The sequence below is a fragment of the Hyphomicrobium sp. 802 genome, from assembly GCF_000526135.1.
Lineage (GTDB): Bacteria > Pseudomonadota > Alphaproteobacteria > Rhizobiales > Hyphomicrobiaceae > Hyphomicrobium_B.
In genome coordinates, this window is record NZ_JAFM01000001.1 from 299,075 (window position 1) to 319,380 (window position 20,306).

The window sequence follows — 20,306 nt, forward strand, 5'->3', positions numbered from 1 at the left end:
CGTTATCGTCAGCCCGCGCGTTCCGCTTCGCTCTTGCGGCTCTGACGCTTGCGCTCGTTGGGATCGAGCCAGCGCTTGCGCAAGCGGATGTTCTTCGGCGTCACCTCAACCAACTCTTCGTCGGTGATGTAGCTCATCGCCTTTTCGAGGGTCAGGCGCATCGGCGGCGTCAGCAGTACGGCGTCGTCCTTGCCGGAGGCGCGGACGTTGGTCAGCTTCTTACCCTTGATGACGTTCACTTCGAGATCGTTGTCGCGCGAATGCTCGCCGACGATCATGCCTTCGTAAACGCGGTCCTGCGGATTGATCATGAAGGGGCCGCGATCCTGAAGATTGAAGATCGCGTAAGCCACCGCTTCGCCCGGACTGTTCGAGATCAGAACGCCTGTGCGGCGTCCCGCAATCTCACCCTTGAACGGTTTATAGGAGTGGAACAGCTTGTTCATAATGCCGGTGCCGCGCGTGTCGGAGAGCAGCTCCGCCTGATAGCCAAGGAGGCCACGCGTCGGGACGTGGAACACCATGCGCGTGCGTCCGCCGCCCGAGGGGCGCATTTCCAAAAGGTCGCCTTTGCGTTCGGACAGCTTCTGCACGACGACGCCGGTGTAGTCGTCATCGACGTCGATGATGACTTCTTCGATCGGCTCCAAGCGCTGGCCGGTCTCGGCATCAGTCTCGAACACGACCTTCGGACGTGACACGGTCAACTCGAAGCCTTCGCGGCGCATATTCTCGATCAGGATCGCGAGCTGAAGTTCGCCGCGGCCCGAGACCGAGAAGCTATCGCGATCCTCGTTTTCGACAACGCGGATGGCGATGTTGCGCTCAGCTTCCTTCAGCAGACGATCGCGAATAACGCGGCTTTGGACCTTGTCGCCTTCCTGACCTGCGAACGGGCCATCGTTGATGCGGAAGTTCATCGACAGCGTCGGCGGATCGACCGGCTGAGCCGGCAACGGATTTTCAACCGAAGGATCGGCAAGCGTATCGGCAACGTTGGCTTCGCTCATACCGGCGAGGGCGATGATGTCACCGGCGCTCGCCTGCTCAACCGGAACGCGCTCGAGGCCGTGGAAGGCGAGAACCTTTTGCACGCGGAAGTTCTCGAGGACTTTGCCGTCGCGGTCCATCGCTTTGAGCTGCTGGTTCGGCTTGACGGTTCCTGACGTGATACGGCCGGTCAAAATACGGCCGAGGAACGGATCGGCGTCCAGCGTCGTCGCGAGCATGGAGAACGGGCCGTCATTGACCTCCGGCGGCGGCACGTGTTCGAGGATCAGGTCGAACATCGGCGCCAGATTTTCTGCCGGGCCCGACGGATCACGGGCCATCCAGCCGTTGCGGCCGGACCCGTAGAGAACCGGAAAATCGAGCTGCTCGTCGGTCGCGTCAAGATTGGCAAAGAGATCGAAGACGTCATTCAAGACCTCGACGTGGCGTTCGTCGGGGCGGTCGATCTTGTTGATCGCGACGATCGGGCGGATGCCACGCTTCAGGGCTTTGGAAACGACGAACTTGGTCTGCGGCAACGGGCCTTCGGACGCGTCGACTAGAACGACGACGCCGTCGACCATGTTCAAGATACGCTCGACTTCGCCGCCGAAGTCGGCGTGGCCTGGCGTATCGACGATATTGATGCGCGTGCCTTTCCATTCGACGCTTGTGCACTTGGCGAGAATGGTGATGCCGCGTTCGCGCTCGATGTCGTTGGAATCCATCGCGCGTTCGGCGACTTTCTGGTTGTCGCGGAAGGAGCCGGACTGCTTCAGAAGCTCGTCGACGAGGGTCGTTTTGCCATGGTCGACGTGCGCGATGATCGCGATATTGCGAAGGGCCATTTGAAACCTGAGGTTATGGGAAGCGCCGCGGGCTGTGCCACTGCGGCGCAATATTGGCCTCGCACCTAGCATGACGGGGCAGGGCAGGGCTAGGGCGGCACACAATAAGTTGGGTGCGGCTTAACAGTCAAACAAGGGATCCGTCGCGGGATTTGGCATGGAATTTGTTTTGGTGAGACGGGAAAGGGTGCGGGCCGGTCAGCGGCTCGGCGTGGCGCGGCCTTCGCCGCCCGTTTCTTCCTGGTCGCGGAGCTTCGCCAAAAAGGTGTCAATGTCGGGCCGGGGCGAGGGCTCGCGGCCGAGCTTTTTGCGCTGATGCTCTTCCATGACGCGGGCCGAGACGGCGGCGCCGGGCGTCTTAAGGCGGCGGCTTCCGGCGACCAGCAGCGGATGCTGCGGCTCTTCCAGATCGAGTTCTTCGAGGAAGGTTTCGCGCAGGGCATAGAACGCCTGCAGGATGGCATCGCGAACCAGGGCTTTTTTCTCTTTCGTGATGTCGTTTGCGACGCGCGGGTCCAAGGTCTGCAGCGCGCGGCGCATATCATGCAGCGGCGCAAACGGATAGAGGCCAACGAGGCCCTCCGTTTCACCGGCATTACGATAGACGATGCGCATGGTGTCGATGGTCTCGCTGACCTTGTAATAGGCGGCGAGGTAATCGTCGGTCGCAAGATAGGGCTTTTCGCAGGTCGATAGCAGGACGGATTTGGTGCGCACGATGTTGCGCCATTCCTCTTCCAGGCTTTCGACGAAGTTCGAGCGCTTTTGATAGATGTTCGAAATATAAGCGACGCCGCCCGTCGCGATCAGCAACGACATATCGCGCATGAAGTCATAGAAGTTGTTGGCGGCGGATATGACGAACGGGGGAATGCCGGGAATGTCGTTGGCGAATTTCGAGGCGAGCAAAAGAAGCAATACGAGCCCCAGCAGCCAATAGAGCCGCGCGAGTGTGCGGTTGACGGAGACGCGGGTCATCACTGGCTCCCGGTGAAGGGGTTAAAGTGGCCGCCAGATATGCACGGAGATAAGACGCTTTTGCAATCGTGGTGCTAGCGGTCTTCGGCGTCGGCTGGGCGTTTCAGAATGGCCCAGTTCATGATGGCGATCTGTGCGCCGATCAAAAGCAGGACCAGATTGTGATTGAAGCTGGCGTAAGCGGTGTAGGCGCTCCATAGCCCGATAGCGACACCAAGGAGCGCAATCGCGCGGATCGCAAATGTGCGGGACAAGACAGCGCCCAGGATGTCGCGATAAATCCGTCCGCCGTCGAGCGGGAATGCAGGCAGCAGGTTGAACACCAGCATTGCGAGATTGATGCGCGCCAGCATGAAAGCGGCATAAATGGCCCATGGATTGTTCGCGAGCCAGGGCGTCGGATCAATCGGACCAAATTGACCGGTGATGCCGATTTGAGGCTGACCGAGCACGTGCCAGCACAGCAGGAAAAGCAGTCCGTTGGTGAGCGGCCCGGCGAACAGGATCAGAATGTTGGCGAGCGTGGACGGTGCGGCTTGCAGCATCCGCGCGTAGCCGTAGAAGCCGCCGACCAGAATTTCGCCGACGGGTACGCGGAAGAGGCGCGCGAGCGTCGCGTGGCCAAGCTCGTGCAGCAGTACGGATAGAAAGACGCCGATCGTCAGGATTGCAAAGGTGTTGGGCGAACTAAGAAGGACATTCCATAAAAAGATCGGCACCAGAATGAAGGTGATGTCGATCTTGATCGGGATGCCGCCGAGCCGGAACAGTTCCAGTCTCGGGGTGTCGCTAAGAAAATTCATAATGGTCCGCCGGAATGCAGAATTGGATGTTGAAGCCCGCAAGCGGTTTCAAGCTATTCGGCCTGACGGATCGTGAATTTGATCGCATCTTTCTTGACGTTGCTGATCTCGACGGTGAACGGACCGGGATCGAGATCGAAGCGCACGCTTTTGCGAACGCCGTCGCAGTCGGTCTTGCCGCTATGCGCCGTCGACTTCAGGGCCTTGCCGTTCTGAATGACGTCGATCCAGGCGGGGGCTTCCAAAGAAAACTGATAGGCGCCGGGCGCGCTGCTCGGACTGTCGAACGTGACGACGCCGCCATAAGCCTCTCCCTGTGGTTTGAGGCGGCCGGTCGGCGCGACGGGAAACGAGACGGCGCTCATCGGTTCGAGCGCCAGCGACATGGCTTTGGCAGGTGGCTGTGGAAGCTTGGCGCCGGATTTTACGGCTTCGCTGTCGGAAGCCTTCATCCATTTCAATTCGGTCGCGAGCGACCAGGCAAAGCTGTTGCAGCCGCCGGTCTCCGCGGCGGGTGCCGGGGAGACGATGGCCAGCATCGCAACGCCGGCCATTGCTGAAAGAAGCGTGGTTCGCATTATGCTATTCGACCGCAATCATCACGTCGGATGATTTGATGACGGCCGATGCTGACATGCCCTTGGCCAGACCGAGATCGTCGACGGACTCGTTCGTAATCGACGCCGTCACGATTGTGCCACCGATGTCGATGCGGACGTGCGCCGTCGTTACTCCCTTGGTAACCTCGACGATCTTTCCCTTAAGCACATTTCTGGCACTGATCTTCATGCGGCTCTCCTGATATCGCTGGGCAATCAGATGATACTCTTAGCATAGAGATCGGTGCGCCGGTCGCGAAAGAATCCCCAATCGGCGCGATAGCTCTCGATCAGATCCAGATCAAAGGTGTGGACGAGCACGCCTTCATCGTCGGCATCGAACTTTTGAACCAGCTCGCCGCGGTGGTCGCTGATGAACGAGTGGCCGTAGAATTTCTGCTTCACCCCGTCATTGTCTTCGAGACCGGTGCGATTGGCGGCAACGATCGGGACGGCGTTCGACACGGCATGGCCCTGCATGGCGCGCTGCCACTGGAGATGGGTGTCGAGGCTCGAATCATAGGGTTCCGAGCCGATGGCGGTCGGGTAGAACAGAATTTCCGCGCCTTGAAGCACCATGGCGCGGGCGGTTTCAGGATACCACTGGTCCCAGCAGATGCCGACGCCGATTTTGCCAGCCTTCGTGTTCCAGGCTTTGAAGCCGGTATCGCCAGGGCGGAAATAATATTTTTCCTGATAGCCCGGGCCGTCGGGGATGTGGCTCTTGCGATAGACGCCGAGGATCTCGCCGTCAGCATCGGCAATGGCGATGCTATTGTAATAGCGCGGGCCGTCCTTCTCGAAGAACGAGATCGGAATGACGACGTTCAGCGACTTGGCAAGCTCGCGGAGCCGCAACACCGCCGGATGCTCCATCAGCGGCCGGGCCGTCTCGAACCACTTCGGGTCCTGGCGCGTGCAGAAGTAGATGCCTTCGAACAGCTCCGACGGCAAAATCACTTCGGCACCGCGGCCAGCAGCCTCGCGGACGAACGCTTCCGTCTTGGCGATGTTGGTTTCGAGGTCCGGACCGTAGGACGTTTGAATGCTCCCGACGGTGATCGAGCGTCGCGCCATCTACAGAGGCTCCTGTTGAGTGATGCAGTGAAAAGATCCGCCGCCGGCTTCGCCGCAGCCGAGCAGACCTCGGGACGATACGCCGACGACTGCGCGCGTTGGGAAGACGGCTTGGAGCGCTGAAAGCGCGTCGGCTTCCGTAGCAGTCCCATAAATCGGAACGACGACAACGTCGTTGGCGATGAGGAAATTCATATGGGACGCAGGCGAGATTTCGCCAAGAGCATTGCGATAGAGCCCGACGCCGGGGATGCGGACGACGTCGAGCTTGCGGCCCATCGCGTCCGTCGCCTTTTCAAGCGATGCGGCGATGGCGTTCAGGATTTCAGCGTTCGGATCGTCAGGTCCGGCGGGCGCCTGGCAGACGACGCGGCCGGGCGCAACGAAGCGGGCGATGTTGTCGACGTGGCCGTCGGTGTGGTCGTTCTTTAGGCCTTCGTCGATCCAGATGACTTTCTTCGTGCCGAACGCGCGGGCGAGTTCGGCTTCGGCGGCCTCCTTGGTCCAGCCGTTGCGATTGGGATTGAGCAAGGTCTGCTGCGTGGCGAGGATCGTGCCTTCGCCGTCGTGATCGACAGCGCCGCCTTCGAGCACGAAATCGAAGCGTCGCACGGGAACGTTTGATAAGCGGGCCACGTCATCGCCGACGATTGCGTCGTCCGGCAGATCGTACTTCCCACCCCAGCTGTTCGTCTTGAAGCGCAGAGCCACGCGGTCGTTGCCGACGTGCGCGAAGATCGGGCCGGTGTCGCGCAGCCAGATATCGCCGTACTTCGCCGGGATCAGTTCGGCGGTATCACGAAGCGCGGCTTCCGCCGATGCCTTGGCTTCCTCGCCGTTGACGAGCAGCCGGACCTTGTTGCCGGCGAGGCTCAGGGCGCGAACGAGGGCAGCCACGTCGCGGCGCGGGGTTTCAAGATCGCCGTTCCACTCATCGGGATCGGCGGGCCACGCGGTCCAGATCGCTTTCTGGGGCGCCCATTCGGCAGGTGTCACCACCGGCAGTCCGTCGGCCGCGACTGTCATATTTCGGTCCTCGTCAATCATATGGAGAGCGACATGCTCTTAGAAGCAGGCCATGTCGGGGATGGGGTCCGCCGCGTCAAGAGTAGAGATGCGACGGAGCCGAAAATTGCGGCCGGAGCAGCGAATTGTTTACCAATGGCCGGGTTCGGGCGCGTCAGACGCCCCGGCTGAAGATCGTCCCGAGCAGCCCGACGATGATGGCTGCCGGAATGACGACCATCGCGATTGCGCCGATGGTCACTGCCAGTCCAAACATCACGAAGGCGATGACGCCGAACAGCAGGATGGCGGCTAGGAAAACAACGAGCTTGAAAAGCCATTCCCGCCAGCCGGTGAGTACGGTCGTTTCGCCGTTTCTCGTGATGACGATCATGTTGGTCTCCACATCTCGTTCGGTTGCAAGATCATCATTTAATAGCATCTTGCGTTATTAAAGGATATGGCGTTATCCTTTAATAGTTGGATTCGTTATTAAAGGATGCGCGGCGGATCGGATGCGGCATAACTCCCGAGTGGGCACATTTTCGTCGACGGCAGCGCTAGGCGAAAGAGTCCGGTGTTACGTGCCGCGTCCTCTGCCTCCCGATCCTCAGCTTGATCTCACTCGTCTGATGGGGCGGATCACTAGAGCGGATCAAGCTCTAGGGCGTCTCGATGGAGTAGCATCTATCCTCCCGTCGACCGGTCTCTTCGTCTTTATGTACGTGCGGAAAGAAGCGCTTTTATCGTCACAGATCGAGGGCACCCAGTCGTCGTTTTCAGATCTACTTCTGTTTGAAAATGAGGAAACGCCTTCAGTGCCATTCGACGACGTCGAAGAGGTATCCAACTACGTTGTTGCTATGAAGCATGGATTGAAGCGTCTCGCAGAGGGTTTTCCGCTTTCCCTACGCCTAATCCGAGAAATGCACGAGAAGCTTCTCACCAGCGGTCGGGGTAGCGGCAAACAGCCAGGTGAGTTCCGTAGCAGTCAGAACTGGATCGGCGGGACGCGACCAGGTAATGCGATCTTCGTTCCTCCGCCCCCTGAGAAAGTGATCGCATGCTTGGGTGACCTCGAGAAATTTCTACATGATCGCGAGTCTTATCCGGTGCTCATTCGGGCGGCATTGGCCCACGTCCAATTTGAGACGATCCACCCGTTCCTCGATGGTAATGGGCGCCTCGGACGACTGCTCATCACGCTCATGCTTTGCGAAGAACAGACCCTGAGCGAACCGATCCTTTATCTCAGCCTCTACCTTAAGAAAAACCGAGCGCGGTACTACGAGCTTCTTCAACTCGTTCGAGAGAAAGGCGACTGGGAGACGTGGTTGGAGTTTTTTCTCGACGGTGTCGTGGAGACCGCTGAACAAGGGGCTGACACAGCACGCAGGATGCTCGCTCTGTTCAATAAGGATAAGGAGAAAATCTCTACGCTAGGCCGTGCGACGGCGTCCGCTCTCCGTGTGCATGGCGAGCTGCAGAAGGCACCACTTCTTTCGGTGCCCATCATGGCCAAGAGGCTCAAGCTTTCGCAGCCCACCGTGCAGAAGTCGCTCGATCATTTGACCGATCTCGGCATCGTTCAGGAGATCACCGGAAAAAGACGTAGCCGATTATATCAATACACAAAATATTTGAGGATTTTGGACGAAGGGACCGAGCCCCTTCGCCGCTCGGGATGAAAGATCCGATGATCAACCCTGGTTGCGCTTTCCGAGGGTGCGCAGACGCAACGCGTTGAGCTTGATGAAGCCTGCGGCGTCTTTCTGGTCGTAGGCGCCCTTATCGTCTTCGAAGGTGACGAGGGTGGGCGAATAGAGCGATTTCGTGCTTTCGCGGCCGACGGTGATGACGTTGCCCTTGTAGAGTTCGAGCGTCACTTCGCCTTCGACATTCTCCTGGCTCTTGTCGATCAAGGCCTGGAGCATCTCGCGCTCGGGCGAGAACCAGAAGCCGTTATAGATCAGCTCGGCGTAGCGCGGCATGATCTCGTCTTTCAGATGCGCGGCGCCGCGGTCGAGCGTCAGGCTTTCGATGGCGCGGTGGGCAGCGAGCAATATTGTGCCGCCGGGCGTTTCGTAGACACCGCGCGATTTCATGCCGACGAAACGGTTTTCGACGAGATCGATGCGGCCGATGCCGTTATCGCGGCCGAGATCGTTCAGCGCTTTCAGCAGCGTCGCGGGCGAGAGTGCCTGACCATTCAGAGAAACGGCGTCGCCGTTCTCGAAGCCGATCTTGATGGTCGTGACTTTGTCGGGCGCATCCATCGGCGAGATCGTGCGCTGATAGACGACTTCCGGCGGCTTCTTCGCCGGGTCTTCCAGCACTTTGCCTTCGGACGAAGAATGCAGAAGGTTGGCGTCGACCGAGAACGGCGATTCCCCTTCCTTGTCCTTGGCGACTGGAATCTGATGTTCGCGCGCGAACTTCAGAAGCTCTTCGCGGCCCTTGAACGTCCATTCCCGCCACGGGGCGATGATCTTGATGCCGGGTTCAAGCGCATAATAGCCAAGCTCGAAGCGGACCTGATCGTTGCCCTTGCCGGTCGCGCCGTGGCAAACGGTGTCGGCGCCGACCTTGCGCGCGATCTCGATCTGCTTCTTGGCGATCAGCGGCCGGGCGATCGAGGTGCCGAGCAGATAGATGCCTTCGTAAAGCGTGTTGGCGCGGAACATCGGAAAGACGTAGTCGCGGACGAATTCCTCGCGCAGGTCTTCGACGAAAATGTTCTCCGGCTTGATGCCGAGCATCAGCGCCTTCTGGCGGGCGGGCTCGAGCTCTTCACCCTGGCCGAGATCGGCCGTGAACGTCACGACTTCGGCGCCATACGTCTCTTGCAGCCATTTCAGGATGATGGAGGTGTCGAGGCCGCCCGAATAGGCGAGGACAACTTTCTTCACGGATTTGGGCGCGGCGCTCATGGACGATATGGCTCTTCTGGCTCTTGAGATGAGATTGGGCGGGAAACGCGCGGCACTATAGGGTCGGCGGCGCTACCCGCAAGTGGAGTAGACGGGGGAAACCGACTTGTCGCAACGAAAGTCGGCGTTTGGCGAAGATGGGGGAGCAGAATGGGACCGACGATTATCTTTTGGTACGAATTCGCGTCGACCTACTCCTATCTCAGCGCGATGCGCATCGCGGATGCAGCCGAGCGGGCGGAGGTCGAGGTCGAATGGCGGCCGTTTCTGCTCGGCCCGGTCTTCAAATCGCAAGGCTGGGACACGTCTCCGTTCAATCTTTATCCGGCCAAAGGCCGCTACATGGTACGCGATATCGCGCGCACGGCAGCGGCGCGCGGACTCCCCTTCCAGATGCCGGCGACGTTCCCCGGCAACGGGCTGAAGGCCGCCCGCCTCGCCATCGCTGCCAAGGCGCAGGGAAAGATCGGCGGTTTCACGCGTGCCGTCTATGCGGCGGCGTTCGGGAAGGGTTTGGACATCTTCGATGACGCTGTCTTGACGGACTGCCTGCTGTCCGCCGGTCTTAATCCGGAAGCGACGCGCACGCTGGCGTCGGATCCAGCTGTCAAAGCTGCCTTGCGCGCCAACACGGACGAGGCGCAGGCGCTGGGAATTTTCGGAGCGCCGAGTTTCACGACCGGCGATGGCGAACTGTTCTGGGGTGACGATCGGCTGGATCAGGCGCTGGCGTGGGCATGCGCGAAAACGACGGCAAAATCGTGAGGCTTTTTACGCGGTGTTACAGCTGCGCGATGAAGACCTTACGAGATTGTATTGCTGCGCATTCGCGCTTTTGCATTGCACTCGATTCGTGAACATAAAAAAGGCTTTCGGCGGGTGTTTGCGGGTATTTATGACCCGCGGAAGCTGTTAGAAGCGCGGGAACTAATCTCAGTGGGGGAGATGGGGCGTGGCCAGATCGATTCGCATCGTCGGAAGGCTCGTTTGGATCGGGCTGTTGAGCGGCGCAATGGCGTTGCCGCTGGGCGCCGAAGAAATCACCGTAACGATCCCGCCGGACGATACGCCCGCCCAGACGCAGTCCGCCACTGATCCGACCGCGCATCCGACCGACGAGGGAGCGCCGCAAAATTCAGCCCAAGCAGAGCCTGCGGCTTCTGAACCTGCTCCGTCCGAGCCTGCCGCGGCAGCACCCGAGGCTCAACCCGAGCCAACGCCGGCTCCAGCCGCGGAAGCGCCCGCCGAGACTTCTCCTCCGGCCGCTGCTGAAGCGGCTCCGGCTGCGGCCCCTGCCGCCCCTGTCGTGAAGAAAACGCATAAGAAAACAAAGAAAGCGGCTAAAACCGCGGCTCCCGCGAGCGAAGGCACAGCGGAAGCCACGCCTGAGAAGACGGTGAAGAAGACGAAGTCCGCCAAGGCGTCGTGTCTCAACCTGACCGAAGATCAGTGCGGGGCCAACACGGCCTGCATCTGGGTCGCGGCCGGCACCAACGATGCCGGTAAGGCCACCAAGGCGCGGTGCCGGTCAATGGCGATCCTGAAACGGGAAATCGACAAGGCCGCGAAAGCTGCCAAGACGAAAGAGCCGGAAGTCCTGCCGTGGGCCAAGAATGCGACGACGGGCTCGACCGCTACGACGGCGACGGCCGAGACAAAGCCGGAAAAGAAGAAGACCGTTCATCACAAGAAGGCCAAGGCGAAACCCGCTGCGGCGACGCCTCCAGCTGATGCGGCTCCTGCCGAGGCCCCGGCTGCCAGTGGCGGCGATTCTGCTGCGCCCCCGTCGGATGCGGGCGGCGCTGACTAAGCCGTGATTTCCAAGGTGCGGGCTGGCTTACTTCGAGACCGGCTCGACGCCCGTCAGTGAAGGTAGCCGGACCAGCGTGGCGTGACGGGGACGTTGCGCTCCAGGCTTTTCCGGCCTTCGTCGCTGCCAAAAACCAAACGCCATTGGGCGCAAGCGGCGTCGGCGGCATCCATGGCGGACGTGCTGGCGCGCGCGGTCGGGGCTGCAACGGCGTAGGGAACGCCGTAGGAGAGCATCATCGCCATCATCGGCGCCTGATAGAGCGTCCAGGGGGTCGCGCCCCAGAAGGCTTGGACGGCGGGAGGAAAGACCGGAGTCGCCATCATCGGGCGCGAAGCTGGGGCCGATTGCCCGGCGGACCAATAGGCCGAACAAGCGTTGGCCATTGCGAGCCAGGACTGCATGAGATCGGGCTGGGCGGGCGGTTGCGGTTTTGCGACCGGAGCCCAGGCTTCGAACCAAGCCGCCCATGGCGCGACGGGCTCCGCAGGCCGGAGATTTTCCGGCGTCATTTCGTCGTAGAGGCGCTTTTGGCACGCGAGGGAGGCCGCAACGGAGGCCTGACCCATCTCGAACATGGCTTCCGTCGCTTTCTGAAGAAAGCGGAAGTGCAGGGCGCAATCGAACACGGCGTCATCCCTCTAGCTCTGCGACAATATATCATGGTTGCTGCGATGCAGCAACAGCGAAGCAGCGGGGCAACGGTTTTGGTTAATCACGTCTGCGCGAGGGGAGCGGGTCGAGGGGCGAGCGCGGTCAACTGCGCGAGGATGGCGGAGCCTCGTCGTCCTGCGCGGGCGTAGCCGTGACGCCGGGGACGGCCGACGCGTCACGTTCGGCAAACTTCAGCCGTTCGAGGGTCGGCATACGCCAAAGCCGCCGGTCTTCGCTCGTTTCGGGAACGGGGGGATGGGTGATGACGACACTGACGTCGTCTTCTTTATCGGGACGCGGCGGGGCGGTTTCCGGCGTGGGCGCGGTTACCAGTGCGGGTGTCGGTGCGGGAGCACGGCCCGCAAATTGTCCGGCGGCGAGCCAGTAGACGAAGCCGCCGAAGAAGCCGACCGTCAGGAATGTCTTGATCGCGTAATCATTGAAGATCGTCGGCTGGCCAGCCACTTCGCTGGCGTACTGGGCACTGAAACCGAGCAGCGCGATGATGATGCCGGCGAGAAGATAAAACGACAGCGTGCGGATCGAAAACCATTCTCCGATCGCGGCCACGATCAAAACGAAGAAGGCTGAGAAAATTCCGATGTGGGTTGCGGCGAGCAGCGACAAGTCGATGATTTCGCCAAGCGTCTTGGGCCAGCGGCTGGATGAGCCGGGCAGAACGCCGACATCGACAAAGAGGACGGTCACGAGGCCTGCGGCCAAGCTCGCCAGCGTCAAGCCGAATACGATCCGCGCCAATGTGCCGATTAGTCTGAGCACAAGAACTCCGCCCCAAGTCACCCTGGCGCGGAGTGTATATAGCCAGTGGCTCGGGGCTCAATAGGGATTCGGGCTGAGCCGCCGATTAGGGATTTGCGGTAGGAGCCGCGCGATCCTTGGCGGCCAGGCGCTGACTTTCGGACCTAAGTTGCCCGCAGGCGGCGAGAATATCGCGTCCACGCGGCGTGCGGACGGGGCTTGCGTAGCCTGCACGGTTCACGACGTCGGCGAAGCGTTCGATGGTTTCCCAATCCGAGCATTCATAGCGCGAGCCCGGCCACGGATTGAACGGGATCAGGTTGATTTTCGCCGGAATTCCCGACAGCAGCCGTACCAGCGCGCGGGCTTCGGCAAGGCTGTCGTTCACGCCCTTCAGCATCACGTATTCGAAGGTGATGCGGCGCGCATTCGATAGGCCCGGATAATTGCGGCAGGCCTCCATCAGCTCGGCGATGGGGTATTTCTTGTTGATCGGCACGAGTTCATCGCGCAGCGCGTCGTTCGTCGCGTGCAGTGAGATCGCGAGCATCGTGTCGGCTTCTTCGCCCCACCGCGGAATTTCGGGAACGACGCCTGACGTCGAGAGCGTGATGCGCCGCTTCGATAGCGACAGGCCTTCGCCGTCGGAGGCGACGTCCATCGCGGCTTTGACGTTGTCGAAATTATAAAGCGGTTCGCCCATGCCCATCAGCACGACGTTGGTGATCTTGCGTTCCGCGTTGGGCAACAGACGGCCGTCGTCGGGGCCTTTCGCGCCGGGCCAATCGCCGATGCGGTCGCGCGCCAGCATGATCTGGCCGACAATTTCTTCGGCTTCGAGATTGCGCACGAGGCGCTGGGTGCCGGTATGGCAGAACGAGCAATTCAGCGTGCAGCCGACCTGGCTCGAAATGCAGAGTGTGCCCCGGTCGCTTTCCGGAATGTAGACGGTTTCGATTTCCGGCGGCCGCGCCTCGTGGCTGCGTTTTGCCAGGCGAAGAAGCCACTTGCGCGTGCCGTCGACCGAAATTTGCTCGGAGACGATCTCGGGCCGGTCCAGTGTGTAAAGGTCGGCGAGTTGACGGCGGAGGTCTTTGGAGACGTCCGTCATGTCCTCGAAGCTCGTGACGCCACGGACGTAGATCCAGCTCCAGAGCTGGCCGACGCGCATGCGGAGCTGCTTCTCGGGTACGCCTGCAGCGGCGAGCGCGAGCTTCAGGCGGTCGCGCGTCAGACCTGCGAGCGAAGGCTTCGCGGCGGACGTATCCGTATCGATCTTAACCAAGGGCGCGGCGGTCATAACTTAAAAAATCAGCTTCGAGTTGCGGAAGTGGCCCTTTTACAGGCGTTTGCGGCGGATTGGTAGTCGCAGGACGTCGCGCTCTTTATTTGATGGCGCTTAGCGACACGCATATCGCGCGCCGGCCGCCGAGCGCCAACGGTTAAAGGATAAACCGGCTGAGGTCGGCGTTTTTCGAGAGTTGGCCGACGCGCTCTGTCACGTAGGGGCCGTCGATGACGACGGTGGCGCCGCTCTTGTCGGAGGCTTCGAACGAAACCTCATCGAGCACGCGTTCCAGAACCGTCTGCAGACGGCGCGCGCCGATGTTCTCGACGGTCGAATTCACTTCCACCGCGGCGTCGGCCAGCGCGTCGATCGCGTCGGGTTTGAATTCGAGCGTCAGGCCTTCGGTCTGCATCAAGGCGACGTACTGCTTGATGAGGCTCGCCTGCGGTTCCGTCAAAATGCGTTTCATGTCATCGCGCGAGAGCGCGTTGAGCTCGACGCGGATCGGCAGGCGGCCTTGCAACTCAGGCAGCAGGTCCGACGGCTTCGAGACGTGAAAGGCGCCGGAGGCGATGAAGAGAATGTGGTCAGTTTTTACAGGGCCGTACTTCGTCGCGACCGTCGTGCCTTCGATCAACGGCAAAAGATCACGCTGGACGCCTTCGCGCGAGACATCGGCGCCACCACGCGTGCCATCGCCGCGCGAGGAGATTTTGTCGATTTCGTCGAGGAAGACGATGCCGTTGTTTTCTACGGCGGCGACGGCTTCGCCGGAGATCTGATCGCTGTCGATCAGCTTGTCGCTTTCTTCCGCGATCAAGATTTCGAAGCTGTCGAGAACGGTGACGCGCCGTGATTTGGTGCGCTGGCCGAGTGCCTTGCCCAGCATCTCGCTGATGTTGATCGTTGCCATCGAGCCGCCCGGCATGTCGAACGTGGGGATGGGAGACGCCGTATCGGCGACAAGGATGTCGATTTCCTTGTCGTTCAATTCATTGTTGCGCAGCTTCTTGCGGAAGCTATCGCGCGTGGATGGTGAGGCGTTCGAGCCGACAAGCGCATCAAGCACGCGCTCTTCGGCTGCTTTTTCGGCTTTGGCGCGCACGCCTTGGCGTTTCGATTCTTTGACGAGGCCCAAGCCGACTTCGACGAGATCGCGGATAATGCTTTCGACGTCGCGGCCGACGTAGCCGACCTCGGTGAATTTTGTGGCTTCGACTTTGAGGAACGGCGCGCCCGCGAGTTTCGCCAAGCGGCGGGAGATTTCGGTTTTGCCGACGCCGGTCGGGCCGATCATCAAGATGTTCTTCGGCAGAACTTCGTCGCGCAACTCACCGGTCAATTGCTGGCGGCGCCAACGGTTGCGCAACGCGATGGCGACGGCGCGCTTGGCGTCGCCTTGGCCGACGATGTAGCGGTCGAGTTCGGATACGATTTCACGCGGGGAAAAGTTGGTCATTGTCTCGCTTGCGGAAGGTAGGGACCGATGGGTGTGGCGTTCAGCACCGGCAGCAGGCGGTTGCGCAGCGGGTGCCAGAAGACGCCGAGGATCAAGACGAAGCCGCCGACGAGGGCAAGCGTCAGGGTGAAGGACGAGGGAGCGTTGCCGCTATGAGGCAGCTCCACGCCACCGCTCAAGAGATCGTAGACCGCGCCGCAGAAGTAGGCGAGCGACGAGACGAGGAGGGCGCGCCGATCGATGGCCAGCGCGAAGAGGCCGAGCGCGAGAACGGTCAGCAGCACGACGCCAGAAGTCATCAAGCCGTTGGTTGAACTTTTGATCAGCATGATCATCGGCGAGACGATCAGCGCGGCGGCGACGAGATGCAGCCAGAATGCGCAATCGGAAAAGCGCATGACGCGCTTCGGATCCTTCGCATCGTAGAACAGCGCAACGAGCAGAACGAACAGGCCGTAACCGAATGCTGCAAACGACAAGCCGACGCCAATCGAGTAGAGGCTTTTGCTAACGACAGCGTAGCCGAAGAACGCCATCAGGCCGAGCGCGAACGGCAGGCGGAAGCGCAAGTAATAGACGAACGAGGCGATGAGGGCTGGCAAGCCGAACACAAGTGTCGGATTGCGCCAGAACACGAGTTCGGAATCCACATCCCAGGTGGAGGATTTGAAGTTGTCCCAGTGAAGCTGGACGACGACGGCGGATGCGGCAAACGCAACGAACAGCAGAGAGAGCACCATTCCGGGCAGCACGGCGCGCAGCCGTCCGACGAGAATTTCGCTCAAGATCCAGAACGTGGCGGCGGCGACAGCCAGTGTCGCGACCCAACTGATGCCGAAAAGTCCGGTGGACGTAACGGTGAGAAACGCAGCCGCGATCAGCAGCACGCCGATGGTCAGGAAAACGTCGTTGAAGCCGTTGAGGAAGCGGAAGCGTTCCTCATCGGCCAGCACGGACGGTTCGCCGTCGGGTCCGAGCGGCGCGGCGGCGGGACCATGGCGCATGGCACGCAGCTTCTCGGCTTGCGCCGCGTCGATCACGCCCGCGTCGACGGCTGCCTGAAGATCGTCAGAGGAGGGTCCGTTGGCCATGAGCGGGCTCGCGCCGTTACGATGTCTTCGCGTCGAGGCTTTCGACGACGATGTTCGAATTCGTATAGACGCAAATCTCGGCGGCAATGGACATGGCCTTGCGGGCGATGGCTTCGGCGTCGAGCGGCTGGTCGATCAAGGCGCGCGCGGCGGCAAGCGCATAGTTGCCGCCGGAGCCGATCCCGGCGATGGCGTTTTCGGGTTCCAGCACGTCGCCGGTGCCTGTCAGGACGAGGGTCGTTGTGGCATCGGCGACGATCATCATGGCTTCCAGGCGGCGCAGGAAGCGGTCAGTGCGCCAGTCTTTCGCCAATTCGACGGCGGCACGGGTCAATTGGCCGGGGTATTGCTCAAGCTTGGCCTCGAGCCGCTCGAACAAGGTGAAGGCGTCGGCCGTCGCGCCCGCGAAGCCGCCAATCACGTCGCCTTTGCCCAGGCGGCGGACCTTTTTGGCATTCGACTTGATGACCGTTTGGCCGAGGCTGACCTGGCCGTCACCGGCAACTACAACTTTACCGCCCTTCCGGACCGTCAGGATCGTCGTGGCGTGCCAGCTCGAAAGGCCGGCATTTTGGCTCTGGTGCGTCATATGTATGGCGTCAGTTAAGCTTTTGGCGGGAAGATGCAAGGTGGGTGGGCCTTGGCCTGTCGGGTGACAAGCTGATAAAGGCTCGTGGCCTCGGGGGCAAACATTGATGGTTTTCTGGCCCCGGCGGCCGGCTCCCGGTACGGGAGTCGCCGGGGCCAAGCGAAAAGGAACGATTCACGTGAAGCGGCAGGCGACGATAACGCGCAAGACCAAGGAGACCGAGATCTCCGCGACCGTCGACCTCGATGGGACGGGCGCCTACGACGTTTCGACGGGGATCGGCTTTCTCGATCACATGCTGGAGCAACTCGCCCGGCATTCTCTCATCAACATTACGCTCAGGGCCAAGGGCGACCTGCACATCGATTTCCACCACACGGCCGAGGATACGGGCATCGTGCTGGGGCAGGCGATCGCCAAGGCGCTCGAGGATAAAGCCGGGATCATGCGGTATGCCGATGTGCATCTGCCGATGGACGAGACGCTGACGCGCGTGGCGGTCGACGTTTCGGGGCGGCCGTTTCTGGTCTGGAAGGTGGATTTCACACGGCCGAAGCTTGGCGAGATGGACACCGAGCTGTTCCGCGAGTGGTTCCAGGCGTTTGCCCAGAATGCCGGCATTACGTTGCACGTCGAAAACCTTTACGGCGAGAACAATCACCATATCGCGGAGACCTGCTATAAGGGCCTCGCGCGGGCGCTGAAGGCGGCGGTTGCGATCGATCCGCGGCAGGCGGGTCGCATTCCGTCGACGAAAGGCGCGCTTTAACGTTCGAGCCGGTCGTCCTGACGGATTTGGGCGGCGCGCCGTTCGAATGGAGCAAGGAGCTTTGAGTTCTGTGTCGACCTACACCGTGCATGAGCCGCCGGATGCCGATGCCGATCGCATCGATCGCGGCGTCGAGCTTGAGTTCGTCAAAGACGGGTTTTCGTGGTTGACCGCAATCTGTCCGCCGCTCGGGTTTCTGGCGAACGGCGTCTGGCTGATGGCGATTGCCTATCTCGCGGGTTCGGCGCTGCTCGGCTACGTGCTGAATGCGCTGAAAGTCAGCCCGGACAGCATCGGCATCATCTTTCTGATGATCAACATCTACCTTGGCTTCGAGGTGTCGAGCCTGAAGCGGTGGATGTTGGACCAACGCGGCTGGCAGATGATTGGCGTCGTCAACGGCAAGTCGATTGCGGAGAGCGAGCGGCGGTTCTTCGAAGGCTGGCTGCCGGAGCAGCCGGTGATCGCGCGCGATGACGCCGCTGGTGCGTCGTCGAGGGCGCGCGGATCACGCTTCTGGCCGTTCGGCATTGGGGCTTGAGCGTCACGCGCGCGGATTGTTCTTCCGGGTTGCGCGTCGTGGGACGATCGCACTCCAGGCCGCATAGTCCGCGTCGTTGAGACTGGGTCCCGGATCTCGCAAGAGGCCCCACCCGGGATGACAATTGGCGCGGCTTGCGGCATTGGAAGCTGGCACAATTTATCTCACTGAAAATTCCTCCGAGGCCCGGTCTTCTCATGCAAAGCGTTGTTATCATCGATTACGGGTCGGGCAATCTGCACTCGGCGGCGAAGGCGTTTGAAAGCGCGGCGCGCGCGAGCGAGGCCGATGTCCGGATCATCGTCAGTCCACGGCCTGAAGATGTGCTGGCGGCGGATCGGATCGTGCTGCCGGGTGTCGGAGCATACGGCGACTGCAAGCACGGGCTCGAACGCGTGCCGGGGCTCATCCCGGCGCTGGAAGAGACGGTGCGGCAGAAGGGTCGGCCGTTTCTCGGCATTTGCGTCGGCATGCAGCTTTTGTCCGAGCGGGGGCTCGAATTCGTCGAGACGCCGGGGCTTGGGTGGATCAAAGGTGAAGTGCGCGCGATTTCACCCAGCGATCCGGAATTGAAAATTCCGCACATGGGCTGGAACACGCTCAACGTCGTCCATCCGCATGCGTTGCTCGACGGCATTCCGACCGGCCCGGACGGCTGGCACGCGTATTTCGTGCATTCGTTCGCGATGGTGCCGACAGAGCGGCGCGTCGTCGTTGCCGAGACGGATTACGGCGGACCGATCACGGCGTTCGTCGCCGACGGCAATATTGCCGGCACGCAGTTTCACCCCGAGAAGAGCCAGAAGCTCGGGCTGAAGCTGATTGCGAATTTCTTGAAGTGGAAGCCGTAGATATTGACGTCATGCCGACGGAGGTCGGCATCCAGTCAGCGAGCAAATGTCTCGCAAGCTGAGGCTTGGCTGGATCCCGGCCTGCGCCGGGATGACGTTCAGCGGGCGTGTCTATCACCCGATCTCTAACCCCTTCCCGATAGGGAGAAGGAACTCAGAAGCCGAAGTCACCGCGCAAGCGTGCCGACGGCCGATTGAATGACCGTCCAGACGCCGCGCGGGACGTGCCATGTGCCATCGGTATCGTCGTCTTCGAGGCGGCCTTCGAGCCAGGTGAGACGCGCCGTGCCAGCCGCGTCGGCGCGACCAAGTTCGTGGACGGCGAGTTCATCAGGAGAATCGAAGAGGATCGCGAGGCGCCGCTTGATCTGTTCGGCGCCGAGCCAGGTTCTGACGTACCAGACGCCGTTGCCGGCGGGGGCGTATTCGGTCGCGATGTAGGGGAGCGAGAACGTCACCGTCCAGGTGTCCTGGTTGGCGGATTTGGGGGTGTGATGGAGAAGGAAGGTCTTCATGGCGCTAATCCGGTACTTGAGCGTGGGGGAGCTTTGGGGAGCAGGCATGAGGTACGCAGTACGCGACGTGAAAAACGCAAATTAAAAAAGGAGCCGGGGATCATGAGGCAGTTGGGGGGCATGATCCCCGGGTCTCCAGCATCGGCCTTTGGACGAGACGAGCCCGTCGGGAAGGCTAGGGGGAGAGAAAGACCCGCCCCGCCCAAAGACCGGAATTCGTGGGTGTTAGCCGGCTTTCGCGAACGGCAGCTCGGGCTCCATCGGCTCGGCAGCAGCTGTTGCGGGAAGCGGGAAGGCGATGACGTTACCATCGGGTGCGAGATCGACGCTGGGGCGGCGCTGGCGGAACCAGCGGAGCGACGTGTTCGTCATTGCGGCGTCGCGCTTCGTCGCCTGGATCAGGAGGCCGTCGTCTTCGGCGAGAAGCGCGCGGAGATCCGTCTCGAGTTCCACTTCTTCGCGTTCGGACATGACGTACCAGGTGTTCGACAGCGGCCGGGCCCACTTGTCGCCGATGCCCATGATGGCCTGGGCGACGACGTGCTGATTGCGGGTCGGGTGGGCGAGATCGTACGAGATGAGGTAGGTGCGCATGGGGGCTCTCCTAGTGTTTCGGGAGGGTCGAACACGCTACTCTGACCCAAGGTGGCGCCTGACTTGCGGCGTCGTGAACATAGGAAGAACATGTCACGACTCAGAACAGTTGTCCAGCATTTGTTCTAAAATTGTTCTTGTCGAAGTCTTAACGTC

General features: G+C 61.1%; 23 protein-coding genes. 6 read left to right on the forward strand and 17 right to left on the reverse strand.

Annotation, left to right across the window (positions count from 1 at the left end):
• Nucleotides 1-8 precede the first annotated feature (8 nt).
• From typA to HYP802_RS0101515, 8 genes are all read right to left on the reverse strand, one after another.
• Entirely contained in the window at nucleotides 9-1,838 is a 1,830-nt protein-coding gene (typA, locus tag HYP802_RS0101480) for a translational GTPase TypA (protein ID WP_013950240.1), read from the reverse strand.
• A 198-nt stretch (nucleotides 1,839-2,036) separates the two neighbouring features.
• On the reverse strand, nucleotides 2,037-2,816 hold the full coding sequence (locus tag HYP802_RS0101485; protein WP_013950241.1) for a hypothetical protein: 780 nt from the start codon (nucleotides 2,814-2,816) through the stop codon (nucleotides 2,037-2,039).
• Nucleotides 2,817-2,890: 74 nt separating this feature from the next.
• Nucleotides 2,891-3,619 (reverse strand): site-2 protease family protein, encoded by a 729-nt coding sequence (locus HYP802_RS0101490; RefSeq protein WP_013950242.1) that lies wholly within the window; start codon nucleotides 3,617-3,619, stop codon nucleotides 2,891-2,893.
• A 53-nt stretch (nucleotides 3,620-3,672) separates the two neighbouring features.
• Nucleotides 3,673-4,197, reverse strand: a complete 525-nt coding sequence (locus HYP802_RS0101495; RefSeq protein WP_024275007.1) for a hypothetical protein — start codon at nucleotides 4,195-4,197, stop codon at nucleotides 3,673-3,675.
• A 4-nt stretch (nucleotides 4,198-4,201) separates the two neighbouring features.
• Complete coding sequence (locus HYP802_RS0101500; RefSeq protein WP_013950244.1) at nucleotides 4,202-4,408, reverse strand: TOBE domain-containing protein; 207 nt, start codon at nucleotides 4,406-4,408, stop codon at nucleotides 4,202-4,204.
• A 26-nt stretch (nucleotides 4,409-4,434) separates the two neighbouring features.
• Entirely contained in the window at nucleotides 4,435-5,295 is an 861-nt protein-coding gene (gene aguB, locus HYP802_RS0101505) for an N-carbamoylputrescine amidase (RefSeq protein ID WP_013950245.1), read from the reverse strand.
• Nucleotides 5,296-6,321, reverse strand: a complete 1,026-nt coding sequence (locus HYP802_RS0101510; protein WP_013950246.1) for an agmatine deiminase family protein — start codon at nucleotides 6,319-6,321, stop codon at nucleotides 5,296-5,298.
• A 154-nt stretch (nucleotides 6,322-6,475) separates the two neighbouring features.
• Entirely contained in the window at nucleotides 6,476-6,694 is a 219-nt protein-coding gene (locus HYP802_RS0101515) for a hypothetical protein (protein ID WP_013950247.1), read from the reverse strand.
• Between the two features lie 121 nt (nucleotides 6,695-6,815).
• Between HYP802_RS0101515 and HYP802_RS0101520 the strand changes: the two genes are divergently transcribed.
• On the forward strand, nucleotides 6,816-7,988 hold the full coding sequence (locus tag HYP802_RS0101520; RefSeq protein ID WP_013950248.1) for a Fic family protein: 1,173 nt from the start codon (nucleotides 6,816-6,818) through the stop codon (nucleotides 7,986-7,988).
• Nucleotides 7,989-8,000: 12 nt separating this feature from the next.
• Here the strand turns inward: HYP802_RS0101520 and HYP802_RS0101525 are convergent, their stop codons facing one another.
• Complete coding sequence (locus HYP802_RS0101525; protein ID WP_013950249.1) at nucleotides 8,001-9,230, reverse strand: argininosuccinate synthase; 1,230 nt, start codon at nucleotides 9,228-9,230, stop codon at nucleotides 8,001-8,003.
• A gap of 150 nt (nucleotides 9,231-9,380) precedes the next feature.
• Here HYP802_RS0101525 and HYP802_RS0101530 point away from each other — a divergent pair, with 150 nt between their 5' ends.
• Complete coding sequence (locus HYP802_RS0101530; RefSeq protein ID WP_013950250.1) at nucleotides 9,381-9,995, forward strand: 2-hydroxychromene-2-carboxylate isomerase; 615 nt, start codon at nucleotides 9,381-9,383, stop codon at nucleotides 9,993-9,995.
• A gap of 187 nt (nucleotides 9,996-10,182) precedes the next feature.
• Nucleotides 10,183-11,040: a hypothetical protein gene (locus HYP802_RS0101535; protein ID WP_013950252.1), complete on the forward strand. Its 858-nt coding sequence runs from the start codon at nucleotides 10,183-10,185 to the stop codon at nucleotides 11,038-11,040.
• Nucleotides 11,041-11,093: 53 nt separating this feature from the next.
• Here HYP802_RS0101535 and HYP802_RS0101540 read toward each other — a convergent pair whose 3' ends face one another.
• From HYP802_RS0101540 to hslV, 6 genes are all read right to left on the reverse strand, one after another.
• The gene (locus HYP802_RS0101540; RefSeq protein ID WP_013950253.1) at nucleotides 11,094-11,669 is read right to left on the reverse strand and encodes a hypothetical protein; all 576 of its coding nucleotides are present in this window, start codon (nucleotides 11,667-11,669) and stop codon (nucleotides 11,094-11,096) included.
• A gap of 127 nt (nucleotides 11,670-11,796) precedes the next feature.
• Complete coding sequence (locus HYP802_RS22725; protein ID WP_013950254.1) at nucleotides 11,797-12,474, reverse strand: hypothetical protein; 678 nt, start codon at nucleotides 12,472-12,474, stop codon at nucleotides 11,797-11,799.
• Between the two features lie 85 nt (nucleotides 12,475-12,559).
• Nucleotides 12,560-13,753 carry a 23S rRNA (adenine(2503)-C(2))-methyltransferase RlmN gene (gene rlmN, locus HYP802_RS0101550; protein ID WP_013950255.1) on the reverse strand — a complete coding sequence of 398 codons (1,194 nt, stop codon included), beginning with the start codon at nucleotides 13,751-13,753 and terminating at the stop codon, nucleotides 12,560-12,562.
• Between the two features lie 142 nt (nucleotides 13,754-13,895).
• Entirely contained in the window at nucleotides 13,896-15,200 is a 1,305-nt protein-coding gene (hslU, locus tag HYP802_RS0101555; RefSeq protein WP_013950256.1) for an ATP-dependent protease ATPase subunit HslU, read from the reverse strand.
• Nucleotides 15,197-16,291 carry a hypothetical protein gene (locus HYP802_RS0101560; protein ID WP_013950257.1) on the reverse strand — a complete coding sequence of 365 codons (1,095 nt, stop codon included), beginning with the start codon at nucleotides 16,289-16,291 and terminating at the stop codon, nucleotides 15,197-15,199. Before HYP802_RS0101560 ends, hslU begins: the two co-directional genes overlap by 4 nt.
• Nucleotides 16,292-16,307: 16 nt before the next feature.
• On the reverse strand, nucleotides 16,308-16,880 hold the full coding sequence (gene hslV, locus HYP802_RS0101565) for an ATP-dependent protease subunit HslV (RefSeq protein ID WP_024275009.1): 573 nt from the start codon (nucleotides 16,878-16,880) through the stop codon (nucleotides 16,308-16,310).
• A 178-nt stretch (nucleotides 16,881-17,058) separates the two neighbouring features.
• On the opposite strand from hslV, the gene hisB reads away from it, so the two are divergent.
• The 3 genes from hisB to hisH all read left to right on the forward strand — a co-directional run bounded on the left by hisB (nucleotide 17,059) and on the right by hisH (nucleotide 19,041).
• Nucleotides 17,059-17,649, forward strand: coding sequence for an imidazoleglycerol-phosphate dehydratase HisB (hisB, locus tag HYP802_RS0101570; protein WP_024275010.1), 591 nt, complete (start codon nucleotides 17,059-17,061; stop codon nucleotides 17,647-17,649).
• A gap of 70 nt (nucleotides 17,650-17,719) precedes the next feature.
• The gene (locus HYP802_RS0101575) at nucleotides 17,720-18,190 is read left to right on the forward strand and encodes a DUF2628 domain-containing protein (protein WP_013950261.1); all 471 of its coding nucleotides are present in this window, start codon (nucleotides 17,720-17,722) and stop codon (nucleotides 18,188-18,190) included.
• 197 nt (nucleotides 18,191-18,387) lie between these two features.
• Nucleotides 18,388-19,041, forward strand: a complete 654-nt coding sequence (gene hisH / locus HYP802_RS0101580) for an imidazole glycerol phosphate synthase subunit HisH (protein WP_013950262.1) — start codon at nucleotides 18,388-18,390, stop codon at nucleotides 19,039-19,041.
• A 167-nt stretch (nucleotides 19,042-19,208) separates the two neighbouring features.
• Here hisH and HYP802_RS0101585 read toward each other — a convergent pair whose 3' ends face one another.
• Together HYP802_RS0101585 and HYP802_RS0101595 are read right to left on the reverse strand one after the other, a co-directional pair.
• The gene (locus HYP802_RS0101585) at nucleotides 19,209-19,556 is read right to left on the reverse strand and encodes a hypothetical protein (RefSeq protein WP_013950263.1); all 348 of its coding nucleotides are present in this window, start codon (nucleotides 19,554-19,556) and stop codon (nucleotides 19,209-19,211) included.
• Nucleotides 19,557-19,781: 225 nt separating this feature from the next.
• Complete coding sequence (locus HYP802_RS0101595) at nucleotides 19,782-20,150, reverse strand: hypothetical protein (protein ID WP_013950265.1); 369 nt, start codon at nucleotides 20,148-20,150, stop codon at nucleotides 19,782-19,784.
• Nucleotides 20,151-20,306: the final 156 nt, after the last annotated feature.